A 16,079-nucleotide genomic window follows, 5' to 3' on the forward strand; every position below is an offset into this window, starting at 1 on the left:
GATCAGCCCCTTCTACTTCTGCGACAGGCGGTCCAGGATCAGCGGGCCCAGGTCGGTGACGTCGCCCGCGCCCATGGTGAGAACGAGATCACCGGGCTTGGTCATTCCCGCGACGACCTCGGGGATGTCCGCCTTGTCGTGCACGGCGGTGACATCGGCACCGGCCGCGCGGGCGGCCTCGATGATCAGCGCGCTGGTGATGCCGGGGATCGGGTCCTCGCGGGCCGGGTAGATGTCGAGCACCACGGAGGCGTCGGCGAGGGTGAGCGCCTGGCCCATCTCCTTGCCCAGCTCCTGGGTGCGGGAGAACAGGTGCGGCTGGAAGACGACGAGGATGCGGCGGTCGTCCCCGGCGGCGCCGCGCATGGCCTCCAGGTCGGCGGTCATCTCGGTGGGGTGGTGCGCGTAGGAGTCGATCACCTGCACGCCCGCCTCCTCGCCCTTGAGCTGGAGGCGCCGCTTGACGCCGGTGTACGCGGCGAGGGCGGGGGCCAGCTCGTCGGCGGGGATGCCGAGGGCGGCACCGGCGGCGAGCGCGGCGACGGCGTTGAGGGCGTAGTGGCGGCCGGGCACGGAGACGGCGAAGGTCAGCTCACGGCCGTCCAGCACCACGGTGACCTGGCTCTTGAGCCCCTGGGGCACGATCTTCAGCACCCGTACGTCGGCGTCCTCGGCCTCGCCGTAGGTCACCGTCTTCACCCCGGACACCCGGCGGGTCAGCTCGCGGGCGCCCTCGTGGTCGGCGGAGATCACCAGGGTGCCGCCGGGCACGATCTTCTGGGCGAAGGTCTCGAAGGACTCGTAGATCTCGTCCATCGAGGCGTAGTTGGCGTGGTGGTCCAGCTCGACGTTGAGGACGATGGCGACCTCGGGGGCGTACTTGTGGAAGCTGCGGTCGCTTTCGTCCGCCTCGGCCACGAAGATCTCGCCCTCACCGTGCAGGGCGTTGGAGCCGGGCGCGTCCAGGTCGCCGCCGATGGCGTACGACGGGCGGGCGCCCAGCTCGGTCAACGAGACGGCGAGCATCGAGGTGGTGGTGGTCTTGCCGTGCGTACCGGCGACGGCGATCGGCCGCAGGCCCTCCATCAGGGCGGCGAGCGCGTCGGAGCGGTGCACCACGGGGATGCCCAGCTCGGCGGCGCGGGCCAGCTCGGGGTTGTCCTGCCGGATCGCGGAGGAGACGACGACACAGCTGGCGTCGTCGGCGAGGTGCCCCGCCGCGTGCCCGATGTGCACGGTGGCCCCGTGCGCCCGCAGCGCCTCGGCGGTCGCGGACTCCTTGGCGTCACTGCCCGCCACCCGGGCACCACGCTGGGCGAGGATCTTCGCGATCCCCGACATCCCGGCGCCCCCGATGCCGATGAAGTGCGGTCGGTCCATGGCGGTAGGAAGGCCGGGTGCCATGCGATGTTCTCCCAGATACGAGCGGGCCAGAGGGTATCCACCCTATGCGTTGATCCCGCGCCCCCGGCACTCCGACCGGGGGCGCGCCGGTGGGCGGGCGTACGGGGGCACCGAGTACCCCCGCCGCGTACCCGGTGCCCGATCAGCCGCCGTAGCCCCGCGGGGCTACGCCTTGCTGTGCGAGAACAGCTTCAGGACCGGTACACCCACCTTGTGGCGGGCGCGGGAGGCCCAGTCGCGGTGGAAGAACTCCTCCACGTAGTGCGGGTCGGTCAGCACGATCACCTCGTCGGCGTGCACCTCGGCGACCAGCGCCTTGAGCGCGTCCAGCGGGTGGTTCTCCACGAGCCTGCCCTCGGCCCGGCTCCCGGCGGCGCGCAGGGCCTGCAGGGACACCTCCAGTGCCTTCTCCGCCATGCTCCTGGCGTCCGAACCCTCGGGCGTCTCACCCTCGTGCACGGCCTCGTCCAGTTCGCCGAGCGCGATGTCGTCGATGGCCCGCAGCAGGCGGTCGGCCTGATCGCCGCGCGGCTGCAGCAGCACATAGAAGAAGACCGGCTCGTCGCCGTGCAAGGTCGTGACGAACTCCACGTCGGCCGACGTCAGGGCTTTCTCGATCATCAGAACGCTTGTGAACACCAGCCGCCTCTTCTCCTTCGAGGGCCCTGGTGACCCTCTGTCCCTCCGTTGGCCCGAACAGGCCCTGCGGAAACCATCCTGCCCCGTTACCGCACGGGGAGCCGGGACTAAGTGTGCCCCCCGGAAGCTAAACGGAACGGTAGATTCCGCTGTTTCAGGGACGGCGGTACCGTCCGAACAGAAATCCGTCCTCCTCCAGCAGGGACGCCAGCGCGAACCGGCGCGGCACCGACACACCGGGACCGCCCGCGATGCGCTGCGCGTCACCCGCCGTGAGCATGGGCGACAGCGTCAGGCACAGCTCGTCCAGCACGTCGGCGGCGACCAGTTGACCGAGCAGCCGTGGTCCGCCCTCGGTGAGCTGCCGGGTGTACCCGAGCCCGGTGAGCGCGCGCACGGCGCGTACCGGGTCGACCCGCCGCCCCTCCCCCGCGACGATCACCCGCGCCCCGGCCCGCTCGGCGGCGGCCACCCGGTCGGCGGGCGCGTCCGTACCGGTGAGGACGACCGTCGGGACCAGCGGCGAGGTGTACAGCGGGAGCGAGAAGTCCAGGTCGAGGCTGCCGGAGACGACGGCGACGGCCGGGGCCGGACTTTGCCCGGCGGCCTCCCGTGCCCGCGCGAACTCGGCTCGGGCGCGAGCGGGCCGGTAGCCCTCCTGCCGAACCGTTTCCGCACCGACCAGCACGACATCGGCGAGGGCCCGCAGGGTGCCGAAGACGCGCATGTCGGCGGCGCAGGAGATGGGCTGGGAGCGGCCGTCGTGCTGGGCGGCGCCGTCGAGGGTGGAGACCATGTTGGCCCGCAGCCAGGTGCGGGGTCCGCCGTCGTCGGAGGTGGGGTAGGCGTAGGCGGCGGCCAGTTCGGCGAGACTCCACTCACCGGTCCCGTCCGGTGCCGCGCCCTCCTGGTCAGGGGCCCGAGCTGCTGTTTCGTCGGTCACAGGGAACAGGCGTCGCATTCGTGCAGTGTGACATGGCGATTAGCATGGGTAATCGTGTCCTCCACCGCAGCCTCCGGCTCCAGCCCGCTGACCGAAGCGGGTCCGCTGTCCCTGTGCGCGCGCGAGCCGCATGTCCCGGCCGACCGTCTGGTCGCCGAGATGGTGCCGCCGCCCCGCTTCGACTCGGTGCGCTTCGCCACCTACATCCCGGACCCGAACCAGCCCAGCCAGACCGACGCCGTGGGCGTGCTGGAGGGCTTCGCGGCGGGACTCGGCGGGGCCCGGCCCGGCGAGGCCAAGCGGGGCCTGTTCGGCTTCGGCCGCGCGAAGGCCAAGACCCCGGCCGGTCCGCGCGGTGTCTACCTGGACGGCGGCTACGGCGTCGGCAAGACCCACCTGCTCGCCTCGCTCTGGCACGCCACCCCGGCCGAGCCCTCCCGCAAGGCGTTCGGCACCTTCGTGGAGCTGACCAACCTGGTGGGCGCCCTCGGCTTCCAGCAGACGGTGCGGACCCTGTCCGGCCACGCCCTGCTGTGCATCGACGAGTTCGAGCTGGACGACCCCGGTGACACCGTCCTCGTCTCCAGCCTGCTCGGCAAGCTGGTCGAGGCGGGCGTGGCGCTGGCCGCCACCTCCAACACGCTGCCCGGCAAGCTGGGCGAGGGCCGGTTCGCGGCGGCCGACTTCCTGCGCGAGATCCAGGGCCTGTCCGCACACTTCCGCGCCCTGCGCATCGACGGCGAGGACTACCGCCACCGCGGTCTGCCCGAGGCTCCGGCACCGTACTCCGACGAGCAGGTGACGAAGGCGGCTTACCGCGCCGAGGGCGCCTCGCTGGACGCCTTCCCGCGACTGCTGGAGCACCTGGCCAAGGTGCACCCGAGCCGGTACGGCGCGCTGACCGACGACCTGCGCGCGGTGTGCCTCACCGATGTGCGGCCGGTGCCGGACCAGTCGACGGCGCTGCGACTGGTGGTGCTGGCCGACCGGCTCTACGACCGCGAGGTCCCGGTGCTGGCCTCGGGGCTGCCCTTCGACCAGCTGTTCAGCGAGGAGATGCTGAACGGCGGTTACCGCAAGAAGTACTTCCGCGCGATCTCCCGGCTCACCGCGCTGGCACGCGACGCCAAGGCCCTGGTGACGGAGTAACAGACCGGCCGTCCTGTTTCTAATATCCCATCAACTTATGCGGGTCAAGCGCTGATTTCAGCCACTTGACCCGCTTTTTTCACTCTTCCTGCCGCATGTAACCCCCCGTTAACCCTGCAAAGCAGCTCGCCGGGTTAACGTGTTTCTTGACCATCCATTGACCAATGCTTGGCGTGTACAAGAGACGCGGGTTTCCGCAGGGGGGTGCGCATGTCCCGAGGCAGGACGCTTGGCGCGGTGCTCGCCCTGTTCGCCGTCGCGCTGCTCTCCCTCCAGCTCTTCGCGCCCGCCGGACCCTTCGCCACCGCACATACGCTCGGTGAGGCAGGGGCCAACGACGCGCCGGGGATCACCCTCGTCGCCCCGCGCGCGGGCGAAGGCGCGGACACCGTCCGCGAACCCCGCCGCCCCAAGACACCGCCCGCCGCCGCCCATGCCGACCGGCACCGCCAGCGCGGTACCGCGCCCACCCCGGCGCTGGAGCGCCCCCTCATATCCCGGCGCCCGGCCGAGCCCGCGGCACCCTCGCGTTCCGGCTCCCCCGGCGCCCACGTCACGAGATCCTCCGGAGTCCATTCCCCGGCAGTCCTGCAGGTCTTCCGCTGCTGAGGGGCGGGCTCGCTCCCCCCACCACAGTCGTGCAAGTCCGACGCGCCATCGAGGCGCGCCAGGAGGAATCCAGACATCATGCAGCCCCTCATCGACTACGCCCGCACGTTCGGCCGGCGCCCTGAGGAGTTCGCCCGCCTCGCCGAGGGCCAGTCCCCCCAGGTCCTGTTCATCACCTGCTCCGACTCACGGGTCGTCCCGGCCCTGATCACGGGCGCCCGCCCCGGCGAGCTGTTCGAGCTGCGCACCGCGGGCAACATCGTCCCGCCCCACGACTCCCAGCACCCCACCAGCGAGGCCGCCACCATCGAGTACGCCATCGAGGTGCTCGGCGTCCGCGACATCGTCGTCTGCGGTCACTCGCACTGCGGGGCGGTCGGCGCGCTGGTGCGCGGCGACGACCTCACCGCCGTACCGGCCGTGCGCGACTGGCTGGCCGGAGCCCCGCGTCCGGTCGGGGCCGCGGAGGACCCGGAGGTCGCCGAGGGTGTGCAGTGCCACGCGTTGACCCAGCTGCTGCGCCTGCGCTCGTACCCCTGCGTCGAGCGCAGGACGGCGGAGGGCACGCTCGGCCTGCACGCCTGGTACTACGAGGTGCACACCGGGGCCGTGCGTACGCACCGCTCCGAGACCGACACCTTCGAAGCCCTGTGAGCGCGCCGATGACCAGGCGTGAGCTCATATCCCGCGCGCCGCATCTGCGGCAGGACTTCGCCGCCTCCCTCGTCGTCTTCCTGGTCGCGCTCCCGCTGTGCGTGGGCGTGGCCGTCGCCTCCGGGGTCCCGGCCGAACTCGGGCTCGTCACCGGCATCGTCGGCGGTCTGGTCACCGGGGTGATGCGCGGCAGCAGCCTCCAGGTGTCCGGCCCGGCGGCCGGGATGACCGTGCTCGTCTTCGAGGCGGTCAAGGAGTTCGGGCTGCCGGTGCTGGGCGCGATCGTGCTCGCCACCGGTCTGCTCCAGGTCGCGATGGGCGCGCTGCGGCTCGGGCGGTACTTCCGGGCCATATCGCTGGCGGTCGTGGAGGGGATGCTGGCCGGAATCGGTCTGGTCCTGGTGGCCGGTCAGCTATATCCGGCCATGGCGGCCAAGGCTCCGGACGCCGGGCTGGACAAGATGCTCGGTCTGCCGCGCGGTCTGGCGGGCGCGTTCGGGGACGGCCGGGCGCTCGCCTCGCTGGCGCTGTGCGCGGGCACCATCGCCGTCATGGTGCTGTGGAAGCACCTCCCGGCGAAGGTGCGTACGGTGCCCGGACCGCTGGCCGCGGTGGGGCTCGCCACGCTGGCGGCGCTGGTGTTCGGCATGCCGGTGGCGATGGTGGAGGTGCAGGGGCTGCTGGGTGCCGTCCAGCCGCCGCCGCTGAGCGCGTTCGCCGAGTTCGGCGATCTCGCGGTGCTGGGCACGATCGTCGCGTTCACCCTGATCGCGTCGGCCGAGTCGCTGTTCAGCGCGGCGGCCGTGGACCGGCTGCACAAGGGTCCGCGTACCGAGTACGACCGCGAGCTGACCGCCCAGGGCGTCGGCAACACGGTGTGCGGGCTGCTGGGCGCGCTGCCGCTGACGGCGGTGATCGTGCGCAGCGCGGCCAATGTGCAGGCGGGCGCGCGGACCAAGGCGTCCCGGGTGATGCACGGTGTCTGGCTGCTGCTGTTCGCGGCGCTGCTGCCGGGCGTCCTCGCCTACATCCCGTTGCCGTCGCTGGCGGGCGTCCTGATCTACTCCGGGGCCAAGCTGGTGCCGGTGAAGTCGCTGGCGGGGCTGTGGCGCGAGCAGCGGGGCGAGGCGCTGGTGCTGGCCGTGACGGCGGTGTCCATCGTGGCGGTCGGCATGTTCGAGGGGGTGCTCATCGGGCTGGCGCTGGCGATCGTCAAGACCGCCTGGGAGGCGTCGCACATCAAGGTCACCGTCATAGACAAGGGCGCGGGCCCGGTCGACGCCTATCTCTCGGGCAACGCGACCTTCCTCAGGCTGCCGAAAATACTGGACAGCCTGGAGGCGCTGCCCAAGGACCGTCCGGTCCGGCTGGACCTCTCCGGCCTGCTGCACCTGGACCACGCCTGCCGCACCGCCCTGGAGAACTGGGCCGAGCGGCACAGCTCGGCCGGTACGGAGCCGGTACGGCTGACATCCGGGGCCGGGACGGGCGAACGGGCCGGGACACCGGCGGGCTGACCCACGACGGCCAAGGATGACGGGCCGGGGTGACGGGAGCGATCCCGCCGCCCCGGCCCCTTACTTATCCACAGCCCATGGCTTCCGCCCATATACGGGACGTACTGTTGAGTAAGGGATTAAACGGACCTCTCGGTGAGGGGGGCGACCATGTTGGAAATCGCGATCACGCTCATAGCGGTGTTCGGCGCACTGGGGCTCATCTGTCTGGCCGCCGCCATGCGCGTCGTCAAGCAGTACGAACGAGGCGTGCTGTTCCGGCTGGGACGGATCACGGGTGAGCCGCGGGCGCCCGGACTGACGCTGATCATCCCGTTCGTGGACCGGCTGCACAAAATGAACATGCAGATCGTCACGCTGCCGATCCCGGCCCAGGAGGGCATCACGCGGGACAACGTCACCGTGCGGGTGGACGCGGTGGTGTACTTCCGGGTGGTCGAGCCGACGGACGCGCTGGTGCGGGTGGAGGACTACCGGTTCGCCGTCTCGCAGATGGCACAGACCTCGCTCCGGTCGATCATCGGCAAGAGCGACCTGGACGATCTGCTGTCCAACCGCGAGAAGCTCAACGAGGGCCTGGAGCTGATGATCGACAGCCCGGCCGTCGGCTGGGGCGTCCAGATCGACCGGGTGGAGATCAAGGACGTCTCCCTGCCGGACACCATGAAGCGGTCGATGGCCCGCCAGGCCGAGGCCGACCGGGAGCGCCGGGCCCGGATCATCAACGCGGACGCCGAGTACCAGGCGTCGAAGAAGCTCGCCCAGGCCGCGCAGCAGATGGCGGACACCCCTACGGCCCTCCAACTGCGGCTGCTCCAGACCGTGATGGCGGTATCGGCCGAGAAGAACTCGACCCTGGTCCTGCCGATCCCGGTGGAACTGCTCCACTTCCTGGAACGGGGCGCCCGCGACGGACAGCCCACGGACCGCAAGCCCGAGAGGCCCGAGGAGCCTGCGACGTCCGAGGAGCCCGTACCGGAGATAGCACCGGTGGCGGACCCGGCGTCGTCCTACCTGGACGCCCTGACCCGCCCTCCGGATCTGGGCGCCGTCCTCGACCAGCCCCCGGAGCGGGTCACCCACGCGGAGGGGCGGCCCGAGCAACCGTAACGACCCGAGCAACCGTAAAGAGCGGCAAAAGCGGCTACCGGGCCGGACCGCCGCGCGGGTGACCGTGGCGCCGCGTCGGTGGGGGGATGAACATATGAGCAGCTTGGTGGTCCTATTTTCATACGGTGATTGCACTCGCACGCCGTATCACCGCCGTCTGCGTCCTGGGCGCGGCTCTCGCCGCCTGTGGTACCGCGGACCCCGCCAAGCCCCCGCGCCCGGCGCACGCCGAGCCCCATGCCTCCGCCTCCCCGTCGCCGTCCGGTACGCCCACGATGGCGGCGGGGCCGGGTGGCCTGACCCCCGTGTTCGAGCATGGCCCGCGTGACAGGGGCAAGACCGTCGCGCTGACCTTCGACGCCGACATGACCGCCGACGAGGGGCCCCGCGCCGCCGCCGGTGAGCGCTTCGACAACCCCGGTCTGATCAGCGCCCTGCGCACGCTGAAGGTCCCGGCGACCGTCTTCATGACCGGCCGCTGGGCCGAGGAGTACCCGGACCAGGCCCGCGCCCTCGGGCATGACGCCCAGTTCGAGGTGGCCAACCACTCCTACAGCCACTACGCGTTCACCGGCGACTGCTACGGCCTGCCGACCGTCGCCCCGGACGGCAAGCTGACGGAGGTCCAGCGCACGTACGCCGCCCTGCGCAAGGCGGGCGTACCGAACCCGATGCCGTACTTCCGCTTCCCCGGCGGCTGCTACGACCGGGACGCGCTGCGCGCCATCAGCGGCGCCGGTGTCACGGCCATCCAGTGGGACGTGATCAGCGGCGACGCCTTCGCCACGAACGCCGACGCGGTCGTGCGGCAGGTGCTGGACGGGGTGAAGCCCGGTTCGGTGGTCGTCATGCACTGCACCCGCAGCGCCGCCCCGACGACCGAGAAGGTCGTCCGCTCGGTGGTGCCGGAGCTGCGCAAGCAGGGCTACCGGTTCGTGAAGGTCTCGGAGCTGGTCCGGGAGTCCGGCACCCCGCGCTGACCGGCGCCGGACTGCTCGTAGGGTTGGCTCACGTGACCCATGTGCCAGCCGCCCCCGGCGACAGCCCCTTCCAGACCGAGCCCACCCCGCGCGACGAGGCCCCGCAGTTCGTGCTGCCCCTCGTCGTACGGATCGAGAAGAGCGCGCCGCCCGAGCGTACCGACGCGCTGGAGACCGCCGCACGCGCCGTGCTCGTCCTGCTCGGGGACGAGCGGGCGCGCGGCGACGGCGAGTGGGCCGAGGCGGTACGGGACTGGGAGGACGCCCGTATCCGCAAGGTGGTCCGGCGAGCGCGGGGCGCGGAGTGGCGCCGCGCTGAGGAGCTGCCCGGCATCACGGTGACCGGGACCGCCGCCGAGGTACGGGTCTTCCCGCCGATCCCGCTGGACGGCTGGCCCAAGGAGCTGGCCAAGCTCCAGGTCTCCGGCACCGAACTGGACGACCCCGAACCCCCCGCCGCCCCCGACCGCACCGCCCCCGTGCTCTGGCTCAACCCGGACCTGAAGATGTCGGCAGGCAAGGAGATGGCCCAGGTCGGCCACGGCGCCCAACTGGCCTGGTGGGCCCTGTCCGACGCGGACCGTGCGGCCTGGCGCACCGCGGACTATCCCCTCACCGTCCGCACCGCCACCCCCGCCCACTGGCGGGAACTCACCACCAGCGGGCTCCCGTTGGTCCGTGACGCGGGCTTCACCGAGATCGCCCCCGGTTCCGCCACGGTGGTCGCCGACCATCCGGCGCTCCGCTGACCGGCGAACCTCAAATATTGCTCTGAACCCCCCGCCCCGGCGGTTCACGCGCCCGCGCCGGGGCCATACCCCCGGCAGACGAAGGAGGGGGACGGGGATGCGGCTCGGGACGGGGATCGGGTGGCGGCCGGAGATCGCGGACGCCGTGGCGGACATGCCGGGGATCGACTGGGTGGAGGTCGTGGCGGAGAACGTCTGCCCCGGCCATCTCCCCGAGCCGCTGCTGCGGTTGCGGGAGCGCGGGGTGACGGTGATCCCGCACGGTGTCTCCCTCGGCCTCGGGGGCGCGGACCGGCCGGACGAGGCCCGGCTGCGGGCGCTGGCCGAGCGGGCCGAGGCGCTGGGGGCGCCGCTCGTCACCGAGCACATCGCGTTCGTCCGCGCGGGCGGCCCGCTCACCGCGTCGCCGCCGCTGGAGGCGGGCCATCTGCTGCCCGTACCGCGCACCCGGGACGCCCTCGACGTGCTGTGCGAGAACGTGGCGATCGCGCAGGAGTCGCTGCCGGTGCCGCTGGCGCTGGAGAACATCGCCGCCCTGTTCTCCTGGCCCGGCGAGGAGATGAGCGAGGGCGAGTTCCTGGCCGAGCTGGTCGAGCGGACCGGCGTACGGCTGCTGATCGACGTGGCCAACCTGCACACCAACCACGTCAACCGGGGCGAGGACCCCGCCGAGGCGCTGGACCGGCTCCCGCTGGAGGCGCTGGCCTACGTGCATGTCGCGGGCGGCTTCGAGCGGGACGGCGTCTGGCACGACAGCCACGCGCACCCCGTACCGCCTGTGGTGCTGGACATCCTGACCGACCTGGCGTCCCGCGTCGCACCGCCGGGTGTGCTGCTGGAGCGGGACGAGAACTTCCCCGAACTGGCCGAGTTCGAGCGGGAGTTGGCGGCCATCGGGGAGGCGGTGCGGAAGGGCGGCGGGGCCGCGCGCACCCTCCGGGACCAGGCTGTCCCCGTCCCGCCGGACGCCTCCACCGAGGCACGGCAGCGGGTGGCCGTCGCGCAGACCGCCGTGCTGTCGGCGCTGGTGGCGCGGACGCCGCTGCCCGAGGGGTTCGACCGGGGGCGGATGGGCGTACAGGCGCGGTCGCTCGCGGCGAAGCGGGCGGACGTGGTGGCCAAGGTGGCGCCCGAGCTGCCGTTGATCCTCGGCGCCGGGTACCGGGAGGCGTTCCTCGGCTACGCGCGCACCCGGCCGATGCGCGGCGGCTACCGCCAGGACGCGCTGGAGTTCGCCGCCCAGCTCCTCAAGACGGGCCGTCCGGTGGACGCGCGGGCGCGCAGGCGGCTGCGGGAGTGGTGGCTCGATCGCGCGGGACCGGCACCCCGTACACCGGGCCCGGCCGCCCGGCTGGCCAGGCGGGTACTGCCGGGGCGACGCTGATCCCCCTCCCCGACCTGCGGGAAAGCGGAACGTCACATACCGGCAACGCTCTGTCCGGATACTGAACAAGCCATGGTTTTTCAGGGGCCGTTGGCATAGAAAAACCTCATGTTCTGGGTCCTCCTCCTGCTTCCGGCCTGGGCCTTCGCCGCCATCGCCTGCACCCGGCTCTGCCTGGCCGCCGTCCGCGCGGCCGCCGCGGACCGGGCGGCGCGGGCGCACGGCCAGGACCGTGAACTGACGCTGTACGAGACGGCGTTCCTGTCCGGCGGCCCCTCCCGCGTCGCCGACCTCACCATGGTCCGGATGGCCCGGCAGCGTCGGCTGCTGCTCGCACACACCGGCTGGGCCACCGTGGTGGACCCGCGCGGGCGGGACGAGATGGAGCAGTCCGTCATCGGCGCGATCGGTCCGCGGGGACAGTCCCGGATCGCTCCCGTACGGGCGGCCGCGGCCGGTGCGGAGGCCGTGCAGCGGCTCGCCGACAAGCTGGTGCGCGCCGGGCTCGCGGTCCCCTTCGACACGGGCACCACCGTGGCCGCCGGGGTGCGCCAGGTGCGGGCCGCCGCCGTGGCCGTGCTCGCGCTGGGCACGACCGCGCTGCTCATGCCGGTCCCGGTGAACCTGCCGCGCTTCCAGCTCGCCATGTGGTTCGCGCTGCCCCTCGTCCTCACCTTGAGCTGCCTGGCCATCGCCCGCGTCGAGGTCCACCCGTACCCCCGCTGGGCCTCCCCCACCGGGCAGCGGCTCCTCGGCGAGGTGGCCCGGCGCCCGGCCGGGAAGGAAGGTGACGGCGACGAGGGCTCCTTCCTCACCCGGCTCGCGATGCGGGGCGTGCGCGCCCTGAACGAGCCCGAGCTGCGGGCCGCGTTCACTCACCGCGATGCGCCGGGGGCGCACAGGGAGTACTGACGCCGACACACGCGGCCGGTGCTTGCCTTCCCCGAGGACCCTTCCGAAACATCCTTGTCGTCGCCGCCGGACCATGGCAGCCGTGCCATCGCCGGAGCGCACCGAAGGGATGCCCGATGAGAGCTGCCGCCCTGTACTCGGCCGCCGGTTCCTTGCTGCTGACCGGCCTCGCCGTGACCCCGGCCGACGGCGCCCCCGGCGCGGCGGGCGCGGCCGAGCTGCGCGGCACCGCCGTCGCCGCCGCCCGGGCACGCGCGGCGGGCCTCGACTTCGGCGCCTGCCCCGACGAAGCCCCGGCCGGGATGCGCTGCGCCACCGTCCGCGTCCCCCTGGACTACGCCCACCCCGGCGGCAGGCACATCGAGCTGACCGTCAGCCGGATGCCCGCCACCCAGCGCGACCCGGCCAACAGCAAGCGCAAGGTCCCCCGGCAGGGCGCCCTCGTCTACAACCCCGGCGGCCCCGGCGCCTCCAGCCTGAACTTCCCGATGATCGGCGTGGTCCCCGAGTGGCAGCGGATCGCGTCCGCCTACGACCTCGTCGGCTACGCCCCGCGCGGGGTGACGCCCTCGGCCCCGCTGTCCTGCGAGAAGCCGGAGGAGTTCTTCAAGGCGCCCTCACTCGCCCCGGTCCACCCCACGGAGGCGTACAAGCGGGAGCGGATCGCGCGGGCGAAGGCGTACGCGCGCGGGTGTGCCCAACGGTCGGGCAGCGGGCTGGAGTTCTTCAACTCGCTCAACAACGCCCGTGACCTGGACGTGCTGCGGGCCGCGCTCGGCGAGTCCCGGCTGACCTTCATGGGCGGCTCGTACGGCACCTACGTGGGCGCGCTGTACGCCACCCTCTTCCCCGGCCATGTGCGGCGGATGGTGCTGGACTCGGCGGTGGACCCGGACCCGGCGAAGGTCTGGTACCGCGAGAACCTCGACCAGTCGGCCGCGTTCGAGGACCGCTGGACGGACTTCCGCACCTGGGTGGCCCGCCACGACAGCGTGTACGGCCTCGGCGCGACCCCGGCCGCCGTCCAGCGCTCCTACGACACCGCGAGCGACAGGCTTCAGGCGCACCCGGCGGACGGCAAGGTCGGCCCCGGCCAGCTCCAGAACACGTTCCTCATGGCCGGGTACTACGACGACTACTGGCCGAGCCGGGCCGCCGCCCTCGCCGCCTATCTGAAGGGCGATGCCGAACCGCTGGTCCGGCTGGCCGCGCCGAGCCCGGAGACGGCCGCCGAGGCGGAGAACGGCAGCGCGGTGTACACGGCCGTCGAGTGCAACGACGCGCCCTGGCCGACCGACTTCCGGGTGTGGGACCGCGACAACACCCGCCTCGCCCGCACCGCGCCCTTCGAGACCTGGGACAACGCCTGGATGAACCTGCCCTGCGCCTACTGGTCCGCGCCCCGGCAGCAGCCGCTCGACGTGCGCACCGGCCCCGGCGAGACCCCGCCGGTGCTGATCCTGGCCGCCGAGCGGGACGCGGCCACCCCGTACGACGGGGCGCTGGAGCTGAACCGGCGGCTGGCCGGGTCCACCCTGGTCACCGAGCGGGACGCGGGCACGCACGGCGTCGGCGGCGGCCCCAACAAGTGCGTCAACGCCCACCTGGACGCCTACCTGCTGGAAGGCCGCCTGCCCGGCCGCCGCGCCGCCTGCGCCCCGCGCCCGGAACCACGCCCGGAGCCGCGCCCCACCGAGCCGGCCGGACGCGGCACCCCGGAGCGGGACGCCATGAAGGGCAAGGGCGCCTAGGCGAGCCCCGCCACCAGCTCGGCCACCGACTTGCGGCGGCCGGTGTAGAACGGCACCTCCTCGCGGACGTGCATGCGGGCCTCGGAGGCGCGCAGGTGACGCATGAGGTCGACGATGCGGTACAGCTCGTCGGCCTCGAAGGCGAGCAGCCACTCGTAGTCGCCCAGCGAGAAGGAGGCGACGGTGTTGGCGCGCACGTCCGGGAAGCCGCGCGCCATCTTGCCGTGGTCGGCGAGCATCCGGCGGCGGTCCTCGTCGGCCAGCAGGTACCACTCGTAGGAGCGCACGAAGGGGTAGACGCTCACGTAGTTCCGGGGCGTCTCGTCGGCGAGGAACGCCGGGATGTGCGAGCGGTTGAACTCGGCGGGGCGGTGCAGCGCCATGTTCGACCACACGGGCTCGAGCGCGCGGCCCAGCCTGGTGCGGCGGAAGAGGTTGTACGCCTCCTGGAGCTGGTCGGCGGTCTCGGCGTGCCACCAGATCATCAGGTCGGCGTCGGCGCGGAGGCCGGACACGTCGTAGGTGCCGCGGACGGTGACGTCCTTCGCGGCGAGCTGGTCGAACAGCTCCTGGACCTCGTCGGCGTAGCCCGCGCGGTCCTCCGGCAGCACGTCCTTCAGCTTGAAGACGGACCACAGGGTGTAGCGGATGACCTCGTTGAGGTCCTTGGCCAGCTTGCCCTTGTTGGGGATGCGGCCGGGCTCGGTGGTGGGGGCGTCGTCACTCATGCCCCCTATTCTCCCGCTCCGCCGTGCAGGCTCTGCACCGGGTTGGCCGTCAGCTCGCGCACCCCGGCGAGGTCACCACCCAGCTGGTCGACGGCCGCGTACGCGCTGGCGATGCAGGCGGGGATGCCCACACCGTCGTACTGCGCGCCGCACACCGCGAGGCCGGGGAGCTTGGCGATGTGCTCGCGGACGCGGGTCACGCGCGCGTGGTGGCCGACCGGGTACTGCGGCAGGCCGTCGGTCCAGCGGGTGACGCGGGTGGCGACGGGCTCGGCGTCCAGGCCGGTCGCGGCGCGCAGGTCGTGCCGGGCGACCTGGACGAGGTCGGCGTCGTCGCGCTGGAGGATCTCGGTCTCGTGATGGCGGCCCACCGAGGTGCGCACCACCAGGAGGTCCGGGTCCTCGGCGCCGACCCAGCCCCACTTCTGGGAGGCGAAGGTGGCGGCCTTGATGGTGCGGCCGTCCACCGGCGGCACCAGGAATCCGCTGCCCTCGGGCAGGGCGGTGTCGGCGCGGCGGTAGGCGAGGGTGATGAGGGCCATGGAGGCGTACTCGACGGCGGCCAGTTCGGCGGCGGCCGCCGGGGCCTCGGCGCGCAGCAGCGCCGAAGCGGCGGGGGCGGGTACGGCGACCACGACCGCGTCCGCGTGCAGCGTGCGGTCCCCGGCCGTGACGCGCCAGCCGGTGCCGTCCCGGCGCAGCTCGCTCACCGGGGTGCCGGTGAGGATCTCGCCGCCGCGCGCCCGTACCGCGTCGGCGACGGCGAGCGGGAGGGTGCCGACGCCGCCCTCGATGCCGAGGAAGACCGGGCCGGTCTGCCCGGCCTCGGCGGCCTTGGCCTGGAGCGCCTGGACGGCGGCGGTGAGGGTGCCGTGGGTGCGGGCGGCCTGGTAGAGCTGGGGGACGGCCGAGCGGAGCGAAAGACGGTAGGCGTCGCCCGCGTACACCCCGCCGAGCAGGGGTTCCACCAGCCGGTCGACGACCTCGCGGCCCATCCGGTCGGCGACGTACTCGCCGACCGCCACGTCGTCGCCGACCTCGGTGGGCGGCAGTTCGGCGTCCCGCTCGATGCGGGCCAGTCCCTCGGCGGAGAGCAGGCCGGCGAGGGCGGCGGCGGTGCCGGGTACGCCCATGACATGGCCCTTGGGCATGGGGCGCAGGGCGTCGCGGGTCCAGATCGAGGCGGTCGCGGTGGCCGGGGGCTGGAGGCGGTCGCCGAGGCCCACCTCGCGGGCGAGGCCCACGGCCTCGGGGCGGCGGGCGAGCATCGACTCGGCGCCGAGGTCGACCTTGAGGCCCGCGATCTCGCCGGGCAGCAGTTTGCCGCCGACCCGGCCGGTGGCCTCCAGCACCGTCACCCGCGCGCCGCGCGCGAGCGCCCGGTGGGCGGCGGCCAGTCCGGCGACACCGGCTCCGATGACGACGACATGGCCCGTGTTCGCTGCGCTCATGCCCCCACTCTCTCAGACCGCGCGGGCCGTCCCGGTGGCCGGTACGTCATCTGACCGTGACCGCATCGGGACCGGAAAACGCGGCCGTTCCCGCAGGCC

At 72.9% G+C, this 16,079-nt stretch carries 15 protein-coding genes; 10 read left to right on the forward strand and 5 right to left on the reverse strand.

Annotated features, from left to right (window positions below; all coding sequences use genetic code 11):
* Positions 1 to 12: 12 nt before the first annotated feature.
* The 3 genes from murC to ACI2LY_RS06960 form a co-directional block, all read right to left on the reverse strand.
* On the reverse strand, positions 13 to 1,404 hold the full coding sequence (murC, locus tag ACI2LY_RS06950; RefSeq protein ID WP_404706229.1) for a UDP-N-acetylmuramate--L-alanine ligase: 1,392 nt from the start codon (positions 1,402 to 1,404) through the stop codon (positions 13 to 15).
* Positions 1,405 to 1,569: 165 nt separating this feature from the next.
* Complete coding sequence (locus ACI2LY_RS06955) at positions 1,570 to 2,043, reverse strand: indole-3-glycerol phosphate synthase (RefSeq protein WP_404706230.1); 474 nt, start codon at positions 2,041 to 2,043, stop codon at positions 1,570 to 1,572.
* A gap of 154 nt (positions 2,044 to 2,197) precedes the next feature.
* Positions 2,198 to 3,004 carry a pyrimidine reductase family protein gene (locus tag ACI2LY_RS06960; RefSeq protein WP_404706231.1) on the reverse strand — a complete coding sequence of 269 codons (807 nt, stop codon included), beginning with the start codon at positions 3,002 to 3,004 and terminating at the stop codon, positions 2,198 to 2,200.
* A 33-nt stretch (positions 3,005 to 3,037) separates the two neighbouring features.
* Here ACI2LY_RS06960 and zapE point away from each other — a divergent pair, with 33 nt between their 5' ends.
* The 10 genes from zapE (at position 3,038) to ACI2LY_RS07010 (ending at position 13,801) form a co-directional block, all read left to right on the forward strand.
* Positions 3,038 to 4,135 (forward strand): cell division protein ZapE, encoded by a 1,098-nt coding sequence (gene zapE, locus ACI2LY_RS06965; RefSeq protein ID WP_404706494.1) that lies wholly within the window; start codon positions 3,038 to 3,040, stop codon positions 4,133 to 4,135.
* A 210-nt stretch (positions 4,136 to 4,345) separates the two neighbouring features.
* Positions 4,346 to 4,744, forward strand: coding sequence for a hypothetical protein (locus ACI2LY_RS06970; protein ID WP_404706232.1), 399 nt, complete (start codon positions 4,346 to 4,348; stop codon positions 4,742 to 4,744).
* Between the two features lie 78 nt (positions 4,745 to 4,822).
* Positions 4,823 to 5,398: a carbonic anhydrase gene (locus ACI2LY_RS06975; RefSeq protein ID WP_404706233.1), complete on the forward strand. Its 576-nt coding sequence runs from the start codon at positions 4,823 to 4,825 to the stop codon at positions 5,396 to 5,398.
* 8 nt (positions 5,399 to 5,406) lie between these two features.
* A complete protein-coding gene (locus ACI2LY_RS06980) occupies positions 5,407 to 6,915 on the forward strand; it encodes a SulP family inorganic anion transporter (RefSeq protein ID WP_404706234.1) in 1,509 nt (502 codons plus the stop codon).
* A gap of 150 nt (positions 6,916 to 7,065) precedes the next feature.
* On the forward strand, positions 7,066 to 8,025 hold the full coding sequence (locus tag ACI2LY_RS06985) for a slipin family protein (protein ID WP_404706235.1): 960 nt from the start codon (positions 7,066 to 7,068) through the stop codon (positions 8,023 to 8,025).
* 125 nt (positions 8,026 to 8,150) lie between these two features.
* Positions 8,151 to 9,005 (forward strand): polysaccharide deacetylase family protein, encoded by an 855-nt coding sequence (locus ACI2LY_RS06990; protein WP_404706236.1) that lies wholly within the window; start codon positions 8,151 to 8,153, stop codon positions 9,003 to 9,005.
* A 32-nt stretch (positions 9,006 to 9,037) separates the two neighbouring features.
* The gene (locus ACI2LY_RS06995) at positions 9,038 to 9,754 is read left to right on the forward strand and encodes a peptidyl-tRNA hydrolase (RefSeq protein WP_404706237.1); all 717 of its coding nucleotides are present in this window, start codon (positions 9,038 to 9,040) and stop codon (positions 9,752 to 9,754) included.
* A gap of 97 nt (positions 9,755 to 9,851) precedes the next feature.
* Entirely contained in the window at positions 9,852 to 11,138 is a 1,287-nt protein-coding gene (locus ACI2LY_RS07000) for a DUF692 domain-containing protein (protein ID WP_404706238.1), read from the forward strand.
* 108 nt (positions 11,139 to 11,246) lie between these two features.
* The gene (locus ACI2LY_RS07005) at positions 11,247 to 12,050 is read left to right on the forward strand and encodes a TIGR04222 domain-containing membrane protein (RefSeq protein ID WP_404706239.1); all 804 of its coding nucleotides are present in this window, start codon (positions 11,247 to 11,249) and stop codon (positions 12,048 to 12,050) included.
* A 116-nt stretch (positions 12,051 to 12,166) separates the two neighbouring features.
* Entirely contained in the window at positions 12,167 to 13,801 is a 1,635-nt protein-coding gene (locus ACI2LY_RS07010) for an alpha/beta hydrolase (RefSeq protein ID WP_404706240.1), read from the forward strand.
* Here ACI2LY_RS07010 and hemQ read toward each other — a convergent pair.
* On the reverse strand, positions 13,798 to 14,529 hold the full coding sequence (gene hemQ, locus ACI2LY_RS07015) for a hydrogen peroxide-dependent heme synthase (RefSeq protein WP_401636562.1): 732 nt from the start codon (positions 14,527 to 14,529) through the stop codon (positions 13,798 to 13,800). The genes ACI2LY_RS07010 and hemQ overlap by 4 nt on opposite strands.
* A 5-nt stretch (positions 14,530 to 14,534) precedes the next feature.
* Entirely contained in the window at positions 14,535 to 15,980 is a 1,446-nt protein-coding gene (gene hemG / locus ACI2LY_RS07020) for a protoporphyrinogen oxidase (protein ID WP_404706241.1), read from the reverse strand.
* Positions 15,981 to 16,079 lie beyond the last annotated feature (99 nt).

Origin of the sequence: Streptomyces sp. NPDC002176 (assembly GCF_044903645.1) — a bacterium.
Classification (GTDB): Bacteria; Actinomycetota; Actinomycetes; order Streptomycetales; family Streptomycetaceae; genus Streptomyces.